We start from the raw sequence: 21,270 nt of genomic DNA on the forward strand, positions 1-21,270 counted from the left end.
AGTTCGTAACTCGTAACTCATGGCTCGTAAATGAACAAGGAGCGGTCCTCTGCGGAGGGCCGTTTTTATGATGGAAGATCTTTTTCCTTCTGACGTGATGTCATGCTTCGGAGAAGGGTTGTCGATTCCTTCTTAGTCTCACTCTCCCCTTCATTCAGAACAGCGAGCCGAGCATACGTTCATGCATTTGCGTATTTTTCATAGATGTCTCTTCCGGTCCGTAGCTAGTCCTTATGATCATTCTCCCGTACCATCAGAAAGGTTTGCGTTGAGGACAAGTCATAATTTTGTATAGACGTAATGACAGAAAAGTCTGAGTCATGATGGCGCATTTACTAGGCAAAGTTTATTGTCATCTTCGGACTTTGTATATTTCTGATGGAAGGGGAGAATGAAGCAAAGGTGTGGATGATGCGAATCTCCGCATCATGTAAGCCCTTTCTGCATACCTATGATATAATGTACATACTTTACATTAAAGCCACAGAAATGGGGTGAAGCCAGATGAGTCCTTCAGATATTTCCGTCTACCACGTCGTGCTGCGCATGGTGTTAGCTTTAATATTGGGTGGCTTTATCGGGTTGGAGCGGGAGAAACGAAGTCAGGCTGCGGGGCTTCGCACTCATATGTTGGTTAGCTTAGGATCGGCTTTAGTTATGCTTATTTCGGTATACGGCTTCCCAAAGCTTGGCGCTGATGACAAGGCAGATGTTGATATTGCGCGGATTGCTGCCCAGGTGGTCAGCGGTGTCGGGTTCTTGGGAGCGGGCACTATCATTCGTAATGGAACAAGCGTCAAAGGGCTAACGACGGCAGCGTCACTGTGGGTATCTGCTGCTATCGGCTTGGCTTGCGGCTCAGGTTTTTTTTCGGCTGCACTTGTTGGGTGTGGATTATCCCTTGTAGCGTTATGGGTATTGAACAAATATGACTTTAAGAACCGGGTGGCGCATCGCATTCATCAGCTGGAAGTAATCGCGGAAGAGCGAGAAGGATGGCTGACGGAGATGACAACTCAGGTGGAGCAGCAGGGAATGTCGGTTCGCAGCATCCGGATGCGCAAAGAGGGGGCCGGTCTGAAGTCTTGGGCGAAACGGCTGAGTCCTGAGAAGGAAGAAGAACACTTAGATGAACATGAGCAAGAAAATGACGATGAGGTCGATATGGAAGGTGAAGGGGACACGAGTACTGCTAGCGTTCAACGATCGGATGCTTCGAATGAACCGCACCAGATTAGTATCGAATTGAAGGTGTTGGCTGAGGATATGAAATCGATAGCGGCTTGTTGTGAGGCGTTGCTCAGTATGAAAGGTGTCAAGGATGTGCGCATGATTTCGTAAAGCAGGTTTTTGATAAAGAAGGTTAATCTCTTGAGTCCGATGGATCTTTTTTGATACAATAGTATATAGAGCAGTAACATTAAGCGAGATTATGTTCTCGCTGGAAGCATGTAATTCGCCGTAACGTTGGAGGACAATCATGGGTAAAAAAAGTGAGAATAAAGTGCTGGCCCAAAACAAGAAGGCGTCCCATGATTATTTTATCGAGGACACTTATGAAGCAGGCATGGTGCTGACAGGTACGGAAATTAAGTCGCTGCGGTTGGGGAAAGCTAATATTAGCGATTCGTTCGCGACCATTCGTAAAGGTGAGATATTCATCCATAATATGCACATCAGTCCGTTTGAGCAAGGGAATCGGTACAATCCTACGGATCCGACGCGTGCGCGCAAGCTGCTGCTTCACAAGGCGCAGATTAGCAAACTCATCGGGCAGACGAAGCAGGAAGGGTATACGCTTGTTCCGCTTAAGATATATGTGCGCAACGGCTTTGCGAAGCTGCTGATTGGCCTCGGCCGCGGTAAGAAGAATTATGATAAACGCGCAACAGAAGCCAAGCGTGATGCAGACCGTCAGATTCAGCGGGCGCTGCGTGAGAGGCAGAAGTATTAAGGGTTATGGTGCTGGCTCAGTTCTCAGAAGTAACCAAGGAAAAGGCATGTAACGTTGGCAACAAGTTGACTAACATCTTCGCCTCTCATGTGTTATAATAAACGTATCGGTAACGATAAGAAGTTAGTCATCCGATTGTTGCTGACAACGAGTGCTACACTTTGACAACTGAATAGTGTGGAATGTTGCACTATCTATGTCTTAACTTTTTCTCTTAATTCAAGACCCAACTCCCCAGATGGGCGAGATGTGTCGCTTATCATTATGGGGGCGTTCTTGGATTCGACGGGGATAGTTCGGGCTCGGGTAGCGGGTAGTGGGGCTGCGTCCACTTCAACAACGCGAACGCCAATTTAAACGGCAAACAACAAACAAACTACGCTTTAGCAGCTTAATAACCTGTTAGCGTGCTTCTACTCTCCATCGCCCATGTGGCGGGATAGGGGCTCAACTTTAGTGGGATACGCTGTCACATCTCCGCCTGGGGTGTGCTGAAGAAGACAATCAGGCTGACCCAAAGCATAGCCGGTTACGGGGCGATGCTCGGGTGACATCAAAACTGTGACTACACCCGTAGAAGCCTTTGTTGCGTTATCTTCGGACAGGGGTTCGACTCCCCTCGCCTCCACCAAAAACCTGAAAAAACCGACCGCATGAGGTCGGTTTTTTGTGTTTGTTGGAGGCAATAAAGGGAGTAGAACCCCTGAGCGGGTTCGCCCGCGCGCAGGAAGCGAAAGAGATGCTTCGAAGGAAGGCACCCAGCGAACGAGCACGGCGTTGATATCCAACCTCTAATATCGTCGACAGAGGATAGGCTTCGGCAGCAAATGAAATGGAGATATCAACACCCCCTCGCCTCCATTAGTAGTATCAGTGACGGCCACCATTTGGTGGCCGTTTTTGCTTATTCGTACTCGAAGGGGTGGGGTAAACCGCTTCGGCTCTAGGGCTTCGGGCTTCCCTGATGTCGAATACGACATATTTCTGATGATGTACATGGCGGTACCTCTGTATGTAGCAGTTTTGATTGTCACCTTAGCAATGCCCCGTAACCGGCTTTCCTTAGGCCAGACTGTTTGTCTTCTTCTCTTCGCCACTGGCGAAGATGAGACAGCGTATCACATTAAAGAGGCCGAAGGGTATAGACGAATGACGTACAGCATTGTCATTAGCACAAACGCATGTAGCGTATAAAATACAAAAAACCCAACTCTGCTAACGAAGCGGAGAAGGGTTTTTATTAAGTATAGTCAGCTCTAGCTAACGAAGCGGAGAAGACTACACTCATCCGTATTATTTCTGTATAATCATGATATTATGTATATGGATGAAAGTCAAGTCATACGTTATCATTTTGGTTATTTGGGATGTGTATAATGATCTATAATATCTATTTCGATGAAGCGAATAAAATTGACCAGCCGGGAAAAGCGAATTCATATTACGGTGCGTATGGCGGCAGTGAACAGACAATGACGGACATAACGCAGACGATTCAAAGCATGTATGAAGAGCTGGGCACCAAGAGCGAATTGCATTTCAGGGAATACAATCATGACCAGCACTTGAAGAAATACTTCAAGGTCCTTCACTACATCATCAATCAGGATGTTAATATCAATATTCTGATTGTCAATAATACAGAAGCTGACAGCATTGCTAAACAGCTAAATCTGACGATGATGGAGCTGAGAAATTTATTCTATATCAAAATTCCTGAAAGATTGTTTTATGGAGTGACACGTCACTTGCAGGGTCAGGTGGATGTTAACATCAAAATTGATCGCAACGATGAATACGATGCACTAGGACTGCATTCAAAAATCAAAGAGCAGATGAATGCTCACTCTGTATACCGGAGCAAAAGGTACAAAATTGCATCTGTTGAGTCGGAAGAATCGCATGAGTCCATCCCCCTGCAAATCATTGATACATTTAAGGGGATTGTAGTGTTTCTGATGGAGCAAAGCTATACGGGAGATTCAAACACGACTCTGATTAAAAGTGATTTGGTGTATCGCTTTTTATCCGAAGGTAACAATGTAGATCGGTTTATAAAACAGATCAAGCTGTATTCATGGAACGGCAATGAGAATTTGTCAGAACTGTCTGTAGGCAATTACGTGTCTCAATTCATGGTATACAAGGCTCGTTACGATGTTTCAGAAATAGCCAAGCTTCAGGCGATCATGTTGAAGAATCCTGATCTACCTGCAAAGGAATACCGTACGCTAATGGAGTATCCTAACACGTTGGCACGTATGTTGCTGGGATATAAGGATGAAGTTGAGGGCAGGGGAAGGAATTTTTCATTGCTTCAATAAAGATTTAAAGGTATTGGGTGTTCACTTGATAGATTGGCTTGATTTTCCTAATGGGTCATAATTTCAGCCATTTTAAGTTTGGTAATTGAGATAAAACAGTCATTAAATTTCTACCTCTATTCTATTTATTCTTCAAAACACGATTTTGTAACGTGACTTTTAAAAAATGTTGTATTCGGCCATCCTTTGCGGCACGGGTCTTATAAACAATAAACAGCGGAAAGGACAGTCACATCATCTCCGCTGTTCATGTTTTTCGTTCACATCAACTAAGCAATAATGCAAAGTAAGCCGTCTTACTTGTCCGTTTTGAGGCTAAACAGTTACAATTTTTTTAGCAAACGCTAATGCAACTGGCATAAGCCCGGTAATCTCAAAAGTATAGGGATTAACGCTAGTCATTACTACTTTACATGTAGCCCCATTAACTCCCATACCCAGCGAAGCAATGTTTTGTGCGGCAACCTCAAAGATATTTAAATTGTAATTGTTAACACTAAGATTATGAGAAATACTCTGACTGTGGCTCTCCCCAAAACTTAGTTTAAATATCAAATGTGTATGTCATTTCAATATCATTATCTGCTAATATTTTTTCAAATTCATCAATGGTCATATGTTCTCTCCTTGTCTAAAAATCAAATTAAAATTAATAGATCGGCATGTTTCCTTTAGAATTAAACCACTCAAGTCCCAATTACTAATGCTAATTATGAAACTTCGACGCTAAGTCAGATGGGGATGGACTTCGGGGCTGCAGACTACTGTCTTGTTTGAGCAGATTTATCGGTTATACCGGATAATAAACAATCATCCATACCACAAAAAAATCAAAACATAGGACTTCCACTTGCCATTATAACCTGTTGAGCGACTAATTTAATTAGATCAATGTCATAAGTTAAATGTTCGGCTTCTTTTGAGAACGGTAAAATCATCTCAAAGTTTTGATCTACGTCGTTGGCTTTTGTATGGACAATTTTACAACGTATATCATATATTCGCTCTTTTAAATTATTGATGAGTTCGTCATCGTCTTGATTTTGAGTGAGTGGGACGGATGAAATCTGCTTACTGAGTTTTCCTTGCTCATTCTTCAAAGAGAAGAAATCACTTTTTCTAGTACCCTTCAGAAAACTTCTCACTTCATCTGGGTTCACACACTCTCTTAAGGTCGATAACAATTGTGTTCTCTCGTTAGCAAACCCTCTACCATTTAGTCTTGGTCGGATCATTGTGATTAATTTTGTTAAGTCTTCATCTTTGTTTTCATCAAAAGTTGGATTTTTCAGAATCTTTTTAAGCATGTTTTTTGCATCCAGTTCTGTATACAGGGGAAAGTAAAATTCAATCGCTTGGTAGAAAGCGAGATATTGGAGCAAAGGCATCTTTGTAGCACTTCGAGCATACCAATATAATGAAATTGCATCATTATTGTACTTCATCTTTGGAAATTTCAACTCATCTACGTTAGCCCTTTGTGGCATTACACCACCGATCCCCATCAAGCTTCGTTTTGATAGCATCAAGGGGAGATTGAATCTTAAATCAATTTGAAAGAAAAGTGAATCACTAACTCTTTTTAATATTTCTATTGCCTTATCATGTTGATTTATATTTACACCACTGATTTTTATAGAAATCGGAGAATTTTTTCGTATTTCCTTCTTCATAAGTAGAGATAGCTCTTCAGAAACGCCACTCAATTCAATAGTTACGTGTCCGATATCACTTTCCTGACTTAAAATAATTGGTTCGCTAGACACTGTATATTGAAATTCACCAAACAATTTTCGATTAACAAACCCATTGTTATGGTTGATGTATACATGTTCAATACAGGCCTCTATCATCTTGTTCTCGTATGAACAGATTGCTATGTAATTTTTGAGGATAATATATTTTTCAAATTCAATTTCTAAGAAGGCGTTAGCTGTTGCTTCATCTTCTAATACAATTTCATATTTATCCCTTCCTGATTTTAACTTTATTATAAACTCTTCTGCGTTAGAGATAAATTCCGTTTTTGATGTTGAACAACGAGAACTTAAAGTAGTGATAGTGCCCTCATTAATGAACTCATCCTTATTTTTCACTACCCCATACGTTGACTTTTCATCCATAACCAATTTGTGCGGCTCCCTTCAATAAAGTAACATAAAAAAAAGAGGAGAATCTGCCCCTCTGCTAAATATTGTGGATGAATTCTTTAAAGCTTTTGTTCAAAAAGCAATAAGCTATCCATCGTGTTTGAATAATGAAAATGGTGCAGAACTGTGATTGTAGTAGTAGTTGACTGTTGTCAGGAACCTCAATATCTGAAATCCCCATAATATAGTCCATGGTACCTTGTTTGGGGAAAAGTGTAAACATCATGAGTAGCAGATGTAACATTTAGGTATTTGCTTTTTGAATGCTTCTTAATTTAATGTATTGGGAGTTCTTTTGTCGACATCGTAAGGTCTTTCAGATGCACCTATACAAATCGTAACTGAACTGTAGTTCAAACCAAACATGAAACAGCCGGCAATTCTTTTGACAGTGGGTTCACGTTATGGGAATATAGATTTATCACATTCCAATATCTTGAAGGAGTTGTTGAAGTTGTCGGCTGAACTTCGTATCAGTATTCAAGGTAAAAATCCGCCATCGTGGGCGATAGGCGATCAAAGCGGCACATACTTTTCGTATTATGAAAATGAACATGGGGAGCAGTGGGTGGCGAAGTTGGACGGAAAGACACTTCGCATCTCAGGACTTGATATTGATTGGGAGGAACTTAGTCTAAATGCCGAACAAGCTGTAGCTGAGAATAATAGAATTGTAGATCAGATTGTTGCAGGCACATTGATGCGGTCCAAGGATGTACCCGAAAGCGTTACAAAGGCGTTTTTGGATGTGGTAGCTTTACACCAACGAACCTACGGAGGAAAGCATCCGTTAGCTCACATTATGTTTGGGGTTGGTGAGTTGTTGTGGTTGGCGTCGGTGCTTAATGCAACGATCCCAAGAATTAAACCATAAAAATTAGAGGTGTTTGAAGTGAGCGGCTTATTAACCAGTAATGTGTTTATAGATTCATCCATCTACATTAAACGTAATTTCAGTTTTAATGATCACTTGCTCGGCCAAATAGCAAGATTGTCTGCAAATAATCATATAAAACTTTATATATCTAGCATAGTAATAAATGAAGTGAAAAATAAAATAGATGACAGAACTAAAGAAACCAAGTCAGCACTTGAATCTCTTCGTAAAAAGGGAATGATTTTACGTAATATCAAGCAGTATGATGTGGTCTTTAACCATGAGACAAGCAATTTGATTAGTTCATTGGTTAAGAAACAGTTTGATGACTTTATTGACAATTCAAAGGTTGTAATAGTCCCAGTACAAACTGTCTCGGTTGATAAACTTTTAGAGGGTTACTTTCAAATGACACCTCCATTTAGTAACGTCAAAAAAACGGAATTCCCTGATGCTATTAATCTGCTAGCACTTGATAACTGGTGCAATAGTAATTCTGAACAAATGTATGTTATCTCTGTAGACAATGATCTTGTAAACTACTGTAAAGGTAATGTGAACCTACATTGTTTAGACAGTATTGATTCATTCCTTAATTTGGTGACTAGCAGCGATGAGTACAGGCACAATTTTGTTGTGAATTTAGCAGAGAAGTATTTTGATAACATTGAAGAGAGTATTAGTGAGAATTTTGAGGGGCATGGTTTTTCATTAGAAAATGAGGATGGTTCTGTTGAGAGTATTAACGTTCTAAGTGTTGAGCTAGAAGATGAAATTAACATCATTGAACTTGAAGAAGCCAGTGCAACTCTTCAGTTTGAAGTTAGAGTTACCTTTGAAGCTGAAGTAACATATACTGACTACGCAAACTCAGTGTATGATAAAGAGGAAGGGAAGTATCTTCTGGAAAAAGAAGTCGAATTAGAAGTTGAGACAGATGTGTTAATACCTGTATCTATACGAGTAAGTTTTGACAGTTCAAATGATCGCAATTTTGAAGTAATAAGTTGTGACCTTAATGAAGATCGAGACATTTCTTTCATGTTATATGAAGAGGATTATTATTAAATATTTTGAGTAGCGGGTAGCAGGGACGCGACCGCTTCATCAACGCTAACGCCAATAATAACTGGCAAACAACAAAACAACTACGCTTTCGCAACTTAATAACCTGTGAGCGTGCTCTCGCTCTGTATCGCCCATGTACCGGGATGAGGGCTCAACTTTAGTGGGATACGCTGTCACATCTCCGCCTGGGGTGTGCTGAAGAAGACAATCAGGCTGACCCAAAGCATAGCCGGTTACGGGGCGATGCTAGGGTGACATCAAAACTGTGACTACACCCGTAGAAGCCTTTGTTGCGTTATCTTCGGGCAGGGGTTCGCCCGCGCGCAGGCAGCGAAAGAGATGCTTCGAAGAAAGGCACCCAGCGAACGAGCACGGCGTTGATATCCAACCTCTAATATCGTCTACAGAGGATAGACTTCGGCAGCAAATGAAATGGAGATATCAACACCCCCTCGCCTCCACCATGTAAATCCACAACCGCATGAGGTTGTGGATTTTTGCTGTATGTCTATAGAAAGATTTGTTAGAATGTACGTATGCTATAGAGAATCTCCGTCCCGAAGTTTTAGATGCTTTCTTTGCGGTGTATAAGCCCGCGGCAAAAATCATATACGACGATGCGAGCGAGTGAGTTTATGAAAGTTTCAATAGAAGAGATCGGTAAAGAGCAGGAAGAGGAAATTCTTATCAGGTGCTATGAGGTAAATAACAAAATATACGAAATCGTAAACAAGCTAAAGTTGGAAAACCTCATTTTTCTAGGATATCACAATGATAGGATTCACCGTCTAAAAATTAGCGATATTTATTATTTCGAGGCCGTTGACGGGAAAGTTTTTATTTATTGCAAGGATGAGATTTATGAGGTGAAGCACAAGCTCTATGAGTTGGAGGAGTTATGCAAAGGAAGGAAATGTTTTCGCACATCCAAATCAACGATTTTGAACATAGCCAAAATTTCATTCGTTCGTCCATCGTTAAGCGGCAGATTTGAAGCAGTGCTTGATAATGGGGAACGTGTTGTCATATCGAGGCAGTATGTGCCGGTACTTAAAAATATGCTTGGATTGTGAGAGGAGGGGCGACAATGAGGCTGAATGAACCGGTTAAAAAGGTGATTCAAAATTTCTTAGTCATCTTCGCATCCATCATCATTGTTATAACGATATTGCGACAAATTTTATATCCCGATATGGCTTTCGATTTGAAGTCGATTTATATAATCATGGCCTTTTCATTTATAGGTGCACTGGCGGGATTTATTTTGAATTCTTCTATCAACATAAGCGAGAAGAATATGCGTATCAGAATGGCAATTCACTTTATTGCTTTAGAAACGATATTGCTCTCCCTTGGAGCTATTCTTGGTATTGCCAATAGCACATCAAGCATACTCATTTTAGCATTGCAAATAGCGGTGATCTATGCTGTCGTTCGTCTGCTCTCATGGAACAACGATAAAAAAGTGGCTGAACAAATTAACGAGGGACTAAAATCATTGAAAGACAAGGGTGGTGAGCTTTAGAGCTTACCGCCCTTTTTTGTGCAACTTAACGGGCTGTAGATACAGCTTATTGATTTTCTATATACATCATTTCTGCGGTTTTGTATGCTGAATTCACAAAATAACTAGTAAGAAACAAAAAGGAGAAACTGACGTGGGAACCCTATTATTTTTTATCGCATTGATTTTCGAAATTGCTTTCACTGTGTACTGTATTGTAACGAAGCAGAACCATCTAAAGTTTAGGAATTGGGTGAGAATTGTTGCTTTCGCAGCATTTGTAATTCTCGTATTTTCATCGGTAATCGTCTGGAGTTTCCGCTGGGTATTGCTTGCAGCACTGCTTGTCATACTAGCGGTAATCGGAACGGCTTCCCTTATTCGCAATAAAGCGAGTAACCGTGATTACAAAATCTCCCGTATTGTCGTAAAAGCAGTCATGATGACATTATTGTTGGTACTTGTATTTGTACCTGCACTTGTTTTTCCGCAGCATAAACTGCCAAAAGTTACGGGCCAATATGAAGTCGCAACTGCAACATACACTTACATAGACAAAAACCGCATCGAGGAATTTGCCGATACCGGTAAGAATAGGTTTGTTAATGTACAATATTGGTATCCCGAAAATTCCGATGGAACATATCCGCTCTTGGTATTCTCACATGGAGCTTCTGGTATTAAGACAAGCAATGCTTCTACTTTTAGGGAGCTTGCAAGTCACGGGTATGTCGTATGTTCCATTGATCATCCTTATCATTCTTTTTATACAGTTTCAGACGATGGGTCGTTTACCTTAATCCATTCGGATTATAAGATGGAAGTCGATAATGCCAACAAAGAGGGCATTTACACAAGGGAGCAGTTATATGGGCTCATTCAAAAATGGATGAAACTGCGAACGGACGACATGAATTTTATCATTGATACAATCATTGAAAAATCCCGAAACGATACAGCCCCTGTTTATCAACATATCAGTAAAGATAAAATAGGTGTTTTCGGGCACTCCATGGGCGGCGCGGCAAGCGTTTGGATCGGCCGAGATCGTAAAGATGTAAGTGCGGTTGTCAATATTGATGCCCCGTTTTTTAGCGAGCTTGCTTATAACAATGAGACTGGTGATTTTGCGGCAAGTGGCAAAGCTTACATGACCCCAATCCTTAACATTTATTCTGACGATGTTTGGAAACAGCTTGGAAGTAACTCTACTTATGCGGCAAACTACATCGCTGACAAAAACTTCATGGAAGCATATACCGTTCATTTTCAAGGAGCAAAACATTTAAGCCTCACTGATTTTCCGCTTTTTTCTCCTCTGCTCGCAAAGATGCTGCAGGGTGGAAAAGCAGCTATTGACCAATATTACTGTATAGAAACGGAGAATGAACTTATTCTTAAATTCTTTGATTATACATTGAAAGGTACTGGGCGCTTCACATCCGAAGGAACCTACGGATCAAGGTAAACAACTTACTTTGCTGCGGCGAATTGTAGATTTGTTGCTCCACGGTTCGCCTCCACCATCATTAAGCCGACCGCACGAGGTCGGCTTTTTGCATTGGAGGCGAGATAAAGGGAGTTGAACCCCTGTCAAGGGTTCGCCCGCGCGCAGGCAGCGAAAGAGAAGCTACGAAGGAAATCCTCAGCGAACGAGCACGGCGTTGATATCCAACCTCTAATATCGTCGACAGAGGATAGTCTTCGGCAGCAAGTAAAATGGAGATATCAAAAAACCACTGAACCTAATGTTTAGTGGTTTTCTGATAGATAGAGATACGACCTCTAGGTCTACTTGCGTGGGATAAGATATGGGGCCAATCCCGTTGCAATAACTCGATGCCCCCGATCATTTGGATGGATGGGCAGATGTCCGCTCAACGCATCTTCAATCTTTCCATTTTGATATCCATACATAAGATATGCCTGCTTTCCTTCAAACCACTTATGAGCGGGAGCTACAGTTACATCATAACTATGGGCCAGCTCGTTTATCATACGATTTAATTGGCCTATCGACTCAACTGAAAGAGGGCTGTTCGGAAACGGATTGTATTGCGTGCAGCAAATGATCTGAGCACAGCTTCCTTTTTTTACTTGAGTAAAAATGGCACTTAGATTACGCCTATAGCTGGTTACAATGTGTTTTACAGCTAGTTGTTTCTTGGTTCTAATTGAAGCTAGTGCCGCGTGGGCTAAATCCACTCCTCCAATCCATACAGAAACAACAGAGGAATGACTGATTACGGAGGACCCCTGCCATATGACGGCATCCAATAGATCATAGCTGCTCCAACCGGGCCGAGCCAGAACAAACCCACGAACCTTGCGTGAGTCCGAATTTAAAGCAGATACGGCCAATCGGGGATAAGCCTTTGCCAAAGAAGAGGCATTTTCCCCAAATGTAATGGAATCTCCAAGAGCTGTATAGATCATAAGAATATCACCAACTCCACTCTTAATCATATATACAACGTAAATAGTCAGATGAAAAAACGATGTTAACGATCGACTGTTTTGCTCGTGTATTTCCTCAAAGTGCATCTTAGACATATTATATTGCAATCATGTACAGGTAATGTGGGCATTGACAACAACTATTGCATCAATATGAGCGGATTATTAGTACTTATCGGATCAGAGTTGAAGACAGGGTGATACTGGGGTGGCATCTAGACTGTGACTACATACGTAGATGCCTGTGTAGCGATATTTTCGGACAGGGGTTCGCCCGCGCGCAGGCGGCGAAGGAGATGCTTCCAAAGGAAACGTCAGCGAACGAGCATACTGTTAGTATCCAACCTCTAATATTATCCACGGGGGTAGGCATATTTCCAACTTATGTATATAATTTATTTACATAGGGTGTTGTTCGTTAAACCTCAAAAAGGGGGCATCTACTTTGAAAGTCCTTGAAACAGATCGGCTAATCCTTCGTCGGATATCAACTGACGATGCGGAGTTTATGCTTGAGCTTTTGAATAATCCTTCGTGGTTGCAGTTCATCGGCGATAAAGGTGTGAGAACCGTCGAAGATGCACGTAACTATATTTTGAAGGGACCGGTTGAAATGTATGCCCGATTGGGTTTCGGTCTGTACTTGACTGAGCTGAAGGCGGATGGTGTCCCAATAGGGATCTGCGGGCTAATAAAGAGAGATTCTTTAGAAGATGTGGATATTGGATTTTCTTTTCTTCCGAGGTTCTGGGCGAAAGGATATGCCTATGAGTCAGCTTCTGCAACGATAGCGTATGGAAAAAATGTGTTGGGCCTAAATCGTATTGCGGCTATAACATCTCTAAACAATCACAGTTCTAAGAAACTTCTTGATAAACTGGGGTTGCAATTTGAAAGAATGGTTAGCCTTTCTAATGGTGCACAAGAGGTCAGGCTGTATGCATCTGATGTCCATTTTCAGCCTCAGTTTATATCGTAAAATACTGATTTCGAATGTGAACCTTCATAATTTATGGTTAGAGGTTAATGGTGGGTTATTATACAATAAATGGATTATGTTCAGTGTGATACAACTCACAAATAATATCTTTCTTCCTATGATAAATTCTTAAAAAGAATGTCAGCATGGAAGTGGTGCGCAAAATAATGAATGTTTCAATTGTTGGAATACTAAATATGTCTTTTGTGTGCCCATTGCATAGGAGGAATAAAATTGAATCAGCTTTTCCGAAAAAAATCACTGAACCTCATGCTTGCTCAAAGTGAGAAAAAAGAATTAGCACGAGCGATGTCTTTGATGGATTTAATCTTCCTTGGCGTAGGTTGCGTGATCGGGACTGGGATTTTTGTTGTTACAGGTGTCGTTGCGGCAGAATCTTCAGGACCAGCGATCATGTTATCATTTGTTATAGCAGGTATTGCCTGTGCGCTCGCTGCATTCTGTTATGCAGAGTTTTCTTCAGCCGTACCTGTCTCAGGAAGTGTGTACACATTCACGTATGCAACATTAGGTGAATTGTTTGCTTTCCTTATTGGATGGGATCTCATGCTTGAATATGTACTGGCTATTTCTGCCGTTGCTACGGGTTGGTCTGCATACTTTCAATCGTTGCTCACGGGCTTTCATATACAATTTCCCGCCAGTATCTCCTCCGCTCCCGGTGTAGGAAAAGGGGGAGTCATTGATTTGCCAGCAGTTCTGATCATATTGTCCATCACAGCACTCGTTAGTAAAGGTGTAAAGGAAAGTATTAAGTTTAACAATATGATGGTTTTTGTAAAATTAGCTGTTATCTTACTATTTATTATTGTGGGGATTTGGTATGTAAAACCTGATAACTGGGTGCCTTTTGTACCCTTTGGATTTAATGGGATTATAACAGGTGCAGCTACGGTGTTTTTTGCCTATATCGGGTTCGATGTTATCGCTACGGCATCGGAAGAAGTGAAGAATCCTAAAAAAACGATGCCGATTGGGATTATAGCGTCCTTGCTCATTTGTACCATTTTATATATGACCGTTTCTGGGGTATTAACAGGGATGATTTCGTATACCAAGTTAAATGTTGGTGCACCTGTTGCATTAGCATTAGAATCTGTAGGGCAGAACTCTATAGCGGGAATCATTTCAGTTGGGGCGGTATTTGGCATTACAACCGTTATCCTTGCATTGATCTATGCGCAAGTTCGTTTATCCTACGCAATGAGTCGTGATGGATTATTACCGAGAAAGTTCTCAAAAGTAAATGCAAAGACCCAAACTCCATTCGCTAACACGTGGTTAACCGGGTTCGTTGCCGCAGGCATTGCAGGTTTTATTGATCTAACAACACTTGCACATTTAGTGAACATGGGCACATTAGCTGCGTTTACTTTAATATCCGTCGCAATCATCGTCCTGCGCAAGAAATTCCCTGAATTAAAGGCCTCGTTCCGAGTCCCGTTCGTGCCAGTGCTGCCAGCCATTAGTGCGTTACTTTGTCTTTACCTTGCATCTAGTTTGCCCTTAATCACTTGGGTTTCATTTGTTATATGGATTGGTATTGGTACGATTATATACTTTATGTATTCACGTAAGCATAGTAACCTGAATCAATAAATTGTTGTATCTGAATATCCAATTGTTTATTCATTTGAAGCCGACCTCGCGAGGTCGGATTTTTGCTTTACTCCATGATATACTATGTTAGAATGTTGTTAAGTTATTACATTAGTATGGTATAACATTGTGCGTATGGATCATACTATGAGAGGAGAACATTATTATGAATGGTGTGGTCAATATGGAAAAAGGCCGTGATAGAACGAAGTCGACTCGGTACTCTCGCAAAATAGGACGAATGGGAAATAGTTTAGGGATTAGTTTGCCAAAGATGCTTGCAGAGAAGCTGAATGTTGTACAGGGTGACGAGATTGAATTTATCGAAAACGATGAGGGAGAAATCGTAATCAAAAAGGTTCGAAAATCGAATCTGCCTGAGAATGTGCGGCCTGAAGTGCTTGAGGCGTTTTATGATGTTTTTAATGAAGATCAGGACATCTTCAATGATTTAAGGGACCGATAATGGTAAAGTATTTGACTAAAGAAGAAGTGATTGCCGGGCACTACTTCATGATGAAGCAGATGCAGGATATGGAACAAGCGGGCGTTAAAGACCATTCTCTTCTTGAGTCTGCCGTTTATAGACCGCAGCAAAGTGTATTTGGTGAGGATGCGTATCCGACATTATTCGAGAAAGCAGCTGCGTTGGTGGATTCTGTGGCTAAAAACCATTGTTTTCACAATGGTAACAAACGAACGGCGTATTTGGCTGTGAAATCATTCCTTCAAATAAACGGCTATCATCTGAAAATGGAACGGGAATTAGCAGTAAATTTCATGGTGGATATTGTGAATGGGAAATATTCTGTTGAAGATATGGCTCAAATTTTTGTAGAACATTGTATCAAGAAGTGAGAACGGGGCGTCAAGGGTGTGTAAGGACATGAGCAAACAGGATATTTTGTTCAAAACGGAGAAACATGTATTTAGTTATCGAGTGGCTGGACTATTAATGCAGAACGACAAGATTCTATTACAAAGACCGAACAATGACACAGGCTATGCTTTTCCAGGCGGTCATGTTAGCTTTGGAGAGACTCATGAGGAAACCCTTATAAGAGAATTTAAAGAAGAAATGGGCGTAAATATAAAAGTCGGTTCGTTAAAATGGGTAGGTGAACTTTTCTTTCCGTGGGGAAATAAGGATTGCCAACAAATATGTCTATTTTATCTTATATCGCTTGCAGACGAAACGGAAATTCCATTAAGCGGCAGTTTCTGGGGCACAGAGCAATTAGAAAACCAAACTTTTAAGTTGGAATTTTCATGGATGCCATTGTCTGATATTCTCAAGACAGAATTGTACCCCATAGAATCTAAACAATTACTAACAAAATATTCGGATACTGTTGAGCATTTTATATCCATAGAGCAAGACTTTACGATTCAGATGGCAACTAATGATGATTTGGAATTGTGGATGAAACTTGTAAAATTTATACGAACTAACTTCCCGGGATTAGAAACAGAAGAACAGCTTCAAGGTTATCAGAAAACGGTTGAAAAAAATATTGGTAGAAGAACAGCAATTTGTGCAAAACAAAATGATATAGTCGTTGGTATTTTATTATTTTCATATAATCAAAATTGTCTGTCATGTATGGCTGTACATCCAGCTTATCGCAAAAGAGGAATTGCATCTGCCATGATTAATAAAATGCTATCTTTGCTTCCTGATGATAAAGATATTTGGGTTTCAACTTTTAGAGAAAATGATGAAAAAGGAATTGCACCAAGAGCATTGTATAAGAAGTTTGGATTTGTTCTAAACGAACTCTTCTTTGACGAGAACAACTATCCACATCAAAAATTTATTTTGCATAGAAAATGATAGTGCTTCTTCAAAACTGAGGCATCTTTTCCCACCTTCAATCCCACGCGATATAAACCGTAATAAATGAATACCTAAAGTTTTGATATTTGCCCAAGCCCCTTTTAAGAGATATAATTATGATGATTATGCACATTCAATGTGGAAAGAGAGCGGGATCAGTATGGGGCGTAAATGGAACAATATTAAGGAAAAGAAAGCATCCAAAGATACTAATACAAGTCGTATATATGCCAGGTTCGGGAGAGAAATTTACGTGGTTGCGAAGCAAGGCGAGCCGAATCCGGAATCGAATCAAGCCTTGAAATTTGTCGTTGAGCGTGCCAAAACATACAATGTACCAAAAGCGATCATTGACCGTGCGATTGAGAAGGCAAAGGGCGGTTCAGATGAGAACTACGATGAACTCCGTTATGAAGGCTTCGGACCTAACGGCTCCATGGTTATCGTGGACGCATTAACGAATAACGTGAACCGTACGGCTTCTGAGGTGCGTGCTGCATTTAACAAGAACGGCGGCAGCCTTGGAGTGAGCGGATCTGTAAATTATATGTTTGATCAAACGGCGGTCATTGGTCTGGAAGGCAAGACAGCCGATGAAGTGCTGGAGATCTTAATGAATGCGGACTTAGACGTTCGTGATATTTTGGAAGAGGATGAAGCGGTCATTATTTACGCTGAGCCTGATCAGTTTCATGCTGTTCAAGAGGCATTCAAGAATGAGGGCATCACGGAATTTACCGTAGCGGAGCTGACCATGCTTCCACAGAGCTATGTTACGCTTGCAGAAGACGTTCAGGCTCAATTCGAGAAACTGATTGATGTGCTAGAAGATCTGGAAGATGTTCAACAAGTTTACCATAACGTTGAGCTTGAAGATTAATTTGAATTCGGAGGTTTCTAGGGTGTCGCTACAATCTTTGCAGCCTATGTGGCGATATTTTCGGATTGAGGTTCGATTCCCTGGCCTTCTACCATAAAAACCCGACCATATGAGGTCGGGTTTTTATGGATAGGATTCGGTAGCACTATAATGGAGATATCAGCACGTGGTATTTATATTAGGCGAAGGAGGTACATGCTTTGGAAACAACAAACAAGTTTACCGGTAAAGCAGATACGTATTCGAAATATCGCCCGAATTATCCAACAGAGTATATTAATTATTTGATTTCATCCAACCAATTAACTTCCAACCATATTATTGCAGATATAGGTTCGGGTACGGGGGTTTTTACTCAACAGCTACTCGACAGAAACTTTAAAGTGTTTGCAGTTGAACCTAATCGTGATATGAGAACGATTGCAGAAAAAGCATTAAACAGCTATTCAAGTTTTATCTCGATACAAGGGACTGCCGAGAATACCGGTATTCAAAGTTCCAGTATTGATTTGGCAACGGTTGCGCAGGCATTTCACTGGTTCGACAAAGATAAATTTAAATTGGAATGCCAGAGAATATTGAAACCAAATTCAAATGTAGCCCTTGTATGGAACAGCAGGGATTCTTCAAGCCTTTTAGTAAATGAAAATGCGGAGGTATGCAAACAGCTGTGCTCTGGGTTTAAAGGCTTTAGTGGAGGCATAGATGAAACGCCTGACATATACAAGGACTTTTTCAAAGACGGCGAATATGAATATGAAGTTTTTCGGCACGATCTGGAGTTTAATCTAGAGGGATTTGTAGGACGCAATTTGTCAGCATCCTATGCTCCTAAGCCGACAGATGCAAATTACAATCCATTTATTGAGGCAGTGACCGAGCTTTTTATAAAATATAGCAGTGACAACATGATTGTCATTCCCAATATTACACGAAGCTACATAGGCAATGTGTAGGTCCGCTTAGCTCGGCGAAGAGTCATTTCATTGCTTCTACACTACAAACCCTTCTCCAGAAGCAAGCCGTTCAATACAAGTGAAAGGCTGTGTAAAGCTTTGGACAAGCCAGCCTCGGCATCCTCGGAGTTTGCGATCCAAAAAGCAGTGTCCATTAGTCCCCCATTCAATAGCCGCGCTAAAGCTTCGGAGTCCGTCGTTGCAATGATCCGATCCAGCATCAATTGCTGAAGCATATCAGCCATCGTCGCTAGGCAGTGCGACTGAGATGATTGAGAATAAGCATTGCCCAGTACCGAAGGCGCGTCTCTATGCACGATTCGCTGGATTTCAGGCTCAAGAGCCATGGCAAGATAAGCGCGGCAACGACCAACGAAGCCTTCCCAATTTCCTTCTGCCGCATCTGAGATCCTTCCCAATCTGCTATCCATTTCAGCATCGATTTCTTTGACGACAGCTTCCAATAAGCCTTTCTTGTCGCCAAAGTGATGATAAAGCGCGCCGCGCGTTAGGCCCACAGAAGCTGTGAGGTCATCCATGGATGTGTGTGCATACCCAATCGTGCCAAAAGCTTGCCTTGCCGCACTTACCAACTTGGCGCGTGTTTCTGCAATCATTTCCGATCGTGCTTTTCGAGCCATTTTTCCTCCTGCTTACATACGTTTTTTATGTTAATTGTCTTCGCTGGGAACCAATCCTATGCTTAATATTGTTCGACATCCGAAAGAATAAGTCCTTTGGAATTCAGTAGTTGGAGGTATAAAAATGCATATTGACATACGCATCGTATGTATATATAGTATTCACATACATTACGTATGTCAATATAATTCAGCTGATAGGAAGTATAAGTTTTTCACATCTTATCTGTGGTCTACATTGACAAACGCGATGCTCCTTGTTGCACAAGGACGGTGCAGCCGTTTATCCTGGTCTGAATGAATTACTATTCAAAATGAGGGGAGTTAAAGGAATGAAGAATGTATTTCCAATCTGCATTTATTCGGGGGTGCATCATGCCTAATCCATATCGTGAGATATTCGATGCCCCTGGTGCAAAGGGGTTCTCAGCGGCAGGCTTTGTCGCTCGGATGCCTATATCCATGCTGGGAATTGGCGTTGTTACCATGTTGTCTCAGTTGCGTGGCGAGTACTGGCTCGCTGGTGCTGTTGCAGCTACCTTTGCGTTGGCGTCAGCTTTGATGGCCCCTCAAATTTCACGTATGGTGGACCGATTGGGGCAATCCCGTGTACTACTCCCAGCCACAGGGATCAGTGTAGTATCCGTTGTCTCCTTGCTGCTATGCACAAGATATCAAGCACCGGATTGGACGCTATTCCTGTTCGCGTTACTCGCCGGATGCATGCCCAGTATGCCGGCCATGGTACGCGCGCGCTGGACCGAGCTGTATCGGGGTTCCCCAAAGCTGCATACCGCATTTTCCTTTGAGTCAGTTGTTGACGAACTCTGCTTTATTATTGGTCCGGTCATTTCTGTCGGTTTAAGCGTTATGCTCTTCCCCGAAGCGGGTCCTCTTTTGTCGTGCGTTTTTCTAACGATAGGGGTATTCCTGTTCACGATGCAAAAGAGTACCGAACCTGCGGTGCGTCCCCTTAACCCTAACAGTAATGGAACTGTGATCAAGATTGGTTCATTGAGGGTGCTGGTGTTCACGCTCGCTGCCATAGGCACTATATTTGGCACAGTGGACGTAGTGAGTGTAGCTTTTGCTGAGAATCAGGGAAATACAGTAGCCGCCAGTATCGTGCTTTCCGTCTACGCTGTAGGTTCATGCTTGGCCGGCCTGGTTTACGGCACTCTTAGGCTGAGTACTCCGCCACACCGTCAATTTTTGCGGGCCGTTGCAGTATCGGCCGTTACGATGCTTCCACTCTTCTTCGTGGACAGCATTGCTAAGCTAGCAGTCGCTGTCTTCTTCGCTGGGATGTCCGTGGCTCCCACGATGATCATCACTATGGGGTTGGTGGAGAAAATCGTTCCCGAATCCCAGGTAACGGAAGGAATGACCTGGGCAATTACAGGCTTGGGTATCGGGGTTGCTCTAGGCTCGGCTGCAGCGGGATGGGTTGTGGATGGCTTTGGCGCACGGGCGGGGTTTGTCGTGGCTATAGCGGCGGGATTGCTTGCTCTGGCTATCGTGCTTCTTGGTTACAGATCCCTCCGGTCAGCATACAATCACGCGGTCATGAGCCCGAAGGATGGTTCAGTCTCGGTCAAGTACTAAAATCGAATTAAGTATCACGCAGCGAGGGTCTCGTGCGAATAACTATTGATAATTCATTCCACCAACAAAAAGAGCACCTCAAGCGGTGCTCTTTTTGTTTTACTATTTGTGGATAATCGTATTTCTGTGAATGGTTGTAACCAACTCATCAAAAGTGTATTTATGATTGACCATGTCTACTGTGAAATCTTCCGCTGCCTTGGTGCTCATTACAAAACGAAAACCATTATATCGTAAAAAGATTAGCAGGGCAGTAAAAGCGGTGCGCTTGTTGGCATTATGAAAGGGATGGTTTTGACCGAGAGATTCAAACAAAGCTGCAACGTTGATCGCAATGACCTCTTGGCTTGTCAAATAACGGGTTTCGGTTATCTATCTTTTAATCCTTTTAAGGTTTGATCATATTCACTTATCACTT

21 protein-coding genes and 2 other RNA genes are annotated in these 21,270 nt (G+C 41.8%); 19 read left to right on the forward strand and 4 right to left on the reverse strand.

What is annotated here, in order from left to right; genetic code table 11:
• Positions 1 to 504: 504 nt before the first annotated feature.
• The 5 genes from LQV63_RS03320 to LQV63_RS31945 all read left to right on the forward strand — a co-directional run bounded on the left by LQV63_RS03320 (position 505) and on the right by LQV63_RS31945 (position 5,119).
• Positions 505 to 1,341: an MgtC/SapB family protein gene (locus LQV63_RS03320; protein WP_233695636.1), complete on the forward strand. Its 837-nt coding sequence runs from the start codon at positions 505 to 507 to the stop codon at positions 1,339 to 1,341.
• Between the two features lie 139 nt (positions 1,342 to 1,480).
• Complete coding sequence (gene smpB, locus LQV63_RS03325; RefSeq protein ID WP_233695637.1) at positions 1,481 to 1,954, forward strand: SsrA-binding protein SmpB; 474 nt, start codon at positions 1,481 to 1,483, stop codon at positions 1,952 to 1,954.
• Between the two features lie 266 nt (positions 1,955 to 2,220).
• Positions 2,221 to 2,585: a transfer-messenger RNA gene (gene ssrA / locus LQV63_RS03330) on the forward strand.
• 745 nt (positions 2,586 to 3,330) lie between these two features.
• Positions 3,331 to 4,278, forward strand: coding sequence for a DUF3800 domain-containing protein (locus tag LQV63_RS03335; RefSeq protein ID WP_233695638.1), 948 nt, complete (start codon positions 3,331 to 3,333; stop codon positions 4,276 to 4,278).
• Positions 4,279 to 5,047: 769 nt separating this feature from the next.
• Entirely contained in the window at positions 5,048 to 5,119 is a 72-nt protein-coding gene (locus LQV63_RS31945; protein WP_407672888.1) for a hypothetical protein, read from the forward strand.
• On the opposite strand, the gene LQV63_RS03340 is transcribed toward LQV63_RS31945, so the two are convergent.
• Positions 5,109 to 6,407: a hypothetical protein gene (locus tag LQV63_RS03340; protein WP_233695639.1), complete on the reverse strand. Its 1,299-nt coding sequence runs from the start codon at positions 6,405 to 6,407 to the stop codon at positions 5,109 to 5,111. The two genes, LQV63_RS31945 and LQV63_RS03340, sit on opposite strands and share 11 nt — an antisense overlap.
• Before the next feature lie 475 nt (positions 6,408 to 6,882).
• Between LQV63_RS03340 and LQV63_RS03345 the strand changes: the two genes are divergently transcribed.
• From LQV63_RS03345 to LQV63_RS03370, 6 genes are all read left to right on the forward strand, one after another.
• Positions 6,883 to 7,302 (forward strand): hypothetical protein, encoded by a 420-nt coding sequence (locus LQV63_RS03345; RefSeq protein ID WP_233695640.1) that lies wholly within the window; start codon positions 6,883 to 6,885, stop codon positions 7,300 to 7,302.
• 18 nt (positions 7,303 to 7,320) lie between these two features.
• Positions 7,321 to 8,373, forward strand: coding sequence for a PIN domain-containing protein (locus LQV63_RS03350; protein ID WP_233695641.1), 1,053 nt, complete (start codon positions 7,321 to 7,323; stop codon positions 8,371 to 8,373).
• Positions 8,359 to 8,693, forward strand: a transfer-messenger RNA (tmRNA) gene (gene ssrA / locus LQV63_RS03355). The genes LQV63_RS03350 and ssrA (LQV63_RS03355) overlap by 15 nt, the downstream gene beginning before the upstream one ends.
• Before the next feature lie 315 nt (positions 8,694 to 9,008).
• Positions 9,009 to 9,446 (forward strand): LytTR family DNA-binding domain-containing protein, encoded by a 438-nt coding sequence (locus LQV63_RS03360; protein ID WP_233695642.1) that lies wholly within the window; start codon positions 9,009 to 9,011, stop codon positions 9,444 to 9,446.
• A gap of 14 nt (positions 9,447 to 9,460) precedes the next feature.
• The gene (locus LQV63_RS03365) at positions 9,461 to 9,898 is read left to right on the forward strand and encodes a DUF3021 family protein (RefSeq protein WP_233695643.1); all 438 of its coding nucleotides are present in this window, start codon (positions 9,461 to 9,463) and stop codon (positions 9,896 to 9,898) included.
• A gap of 133 nt (positions 9,899 to 10,031) precedes the next feature.
• A complete protein-coding gene (locus LQV63_RS03370) occupies positions 10,032 to 11,345 on the forward strand; it encodes an alpha/beta hydrolase family protein (RefSeq protein WP_233695644.1) in 1,314 nt (437 codons plus the stop codon).
• Positions 11,346 to 11,668: 323 nt separating this feature from the next.
• Here the strand turns inward: LQV63_RS03370 and LQV63_RS03375 are convergent, their stop codons facing one another.
• Positions 11,669 to 12,313, reverse strand: a complete 645-nt coding sequence (locus LQV63_RS03375) for an SGNH/GDSL hydrolase family protein (RefSeq protein ID WP_233695645.1) — start codon at positions 12,311 to 12,313, stop codon at positions 11,669 to 11,671.
• 466 nt (positions 12,314 to 12,779) lie between these two features.
• Between LQV63_RS03375 and LQV63_RS03380 the strand changes: the two genes are divergently transcribed.
• The 7 genes from LQV63_RS03380 (at position 12,780) to LQV63_RS03410 (ending at position 18,606) form a co-directional block, all read left to right on the forward strand.
• A complete protein-coding gene (locus LQV63_RS03380) occupies positions 12,780 to 13,313 on the forward strand; it encodes a GNAT family N-acetyltransferase (RefSeq protein ID WP_233695646.1) in 534 nt (177 codons plus the stop codon).
• 234 nt (positions 13,314 to 13,547) lie between these two features.
• Positions 13,548 to 14,933: an amino acid permease gene (locus tag LQV63_RS03385; RefSeq protein WP_233695647.1), complete on the forward strand. Its 1,386-nt coding sequence runs from the start codon at positions 13,548 to 13,550 to the stop codon at positions 14,931 to 14,933.
• A 166-nt stretch (positions 14,934 to 15,099) separates the two neighbouring features.
• Positions 15,100 to 15,399, forward strand: coding sequence for an AbrB/MazE/SpoVT family DNA-binding domain-containing protein (locus tag LQV63_RS03390; protein WP_233695648.1), 300 nt, complete (start codon positions 15,100 to 15,102; stop codon positions 15,397 to 15,399).
• Positions 15,399 to 15,791 (forward strand): type II toxin-antitoxin system death-on-curing family toxin, encoded by a 393-nt coding sequence (locus LQV63_RS03395; RefSeq protein WP_233695649.1) that lies wholly within the window; start codon positions 15,399 to 15,401, stop codon positions 15,789 to 15,791. Before LQV63_RS03390 ends, LQV63_RS03395 begins: the two co-directional genes overlap by 1 nt.
• A gap of 28 nt (positions 15,792 to 15,819) precedes the next feature.
• Positions 15,820 to 16,767: a GNAT family N-acetyltransferase gene (locus tag LQV63_RS03400; protein WP_233695650.1), complete on the forward strand. Its 948-nt coding sequence runs from the start codon at positions 15,820 to 15,822 to the stop codon at positions 16,765 to 16,767.
• A 163-nt stretch (positions 16,768 to 16,930) separates the two neighbouring features.
• On the forward strand, positions 16,931 to 17,650 hold the full coding sequence (locus LQV63_RS03405) for a YebC/PmpR family DNA-binding transcriptional regulator (protein WP_019419814.1): 720 nt from the start codon (positions 16,931 to 16,933) through the stop codon (positions 17,648 to 17,650).
• Between the two features lie 200 nt (positions 17,651 to 17,850).
• A complete protein-coding gene (locus tag LQV63_RS03410) occupies positions 17,851 to 18,606 on the forward strand; it encodes a class I SAM-dependent methyltransferase (RefSeq protein ID WP_233695651.1) in 756 nt (251 codons plus the stop codon).
• Between the two features lie 41 nt (positions 18,607 to 18,647).
• Here the strand turns inward: LQV63_RS03410 and LQV63_RS03415 are convergent, their stop codons facing one another.
• Positions 18,648 to 19,247 (reverse strand): TetR/AcrR family transcriptional regulator, encoded by a 600-nt coding sequence (locus LQV63_RS03415; protein ID WP_019419812.1) that lies wholly within the window; start codon positions 19,245 to 19,247, stop codon positions 18,648 to 18,650.
• A gap of 375 nt (positions 19,248 to 19,622) precedes the next feature.
• Between LQV63_RS03415 and LQV63_RS03420 the strand changes: the two genes are divergently transcribed.
• Positions 19,623 to 20,852: an MFS transporter gene (locus LQV63_RS03420; RefSeq protein WP_233695652.1), complete on the forward strand. Its 1,230-nt coding sequence runs from the start codon at positions 19,623 to 19,625 to the stop codon at positions 20,850 to 20,852.
• A 102-nt stretch (positions 20,853 to 20,954) separates the two neighbouring features.
• Here the strand turns inward: LQV63_RS03420 and LQV63_RS03425 are convergent, their stop codons facing one another.
• Positions 20,955 to 21,224 carry a type II toxin-antitoxin system death-on-curing family toxin gene (locus LQV63_RS03425; RefSeq protein ID WP_407672889.1) on the reverse strand — a complete coding sequence of 90 codons (270 nt, stop codon included), beginning with the start codon at positions 21,222 to 21,224 and terminating at the stop codon, positions 20,955 to 20,957.
• Positions 21,225 to 21,270: the final 46 nt, after the last annotated feature.

This window comes from Paenibacillus profundus (assembly GCF_021369635.1).
Classification (GTDB): Bacteria; Bacillota; Bacilli; order Paenibacillales; family Paenibacillaceae; genus Paenibacillus_B; species Paenibacillus_B profundus.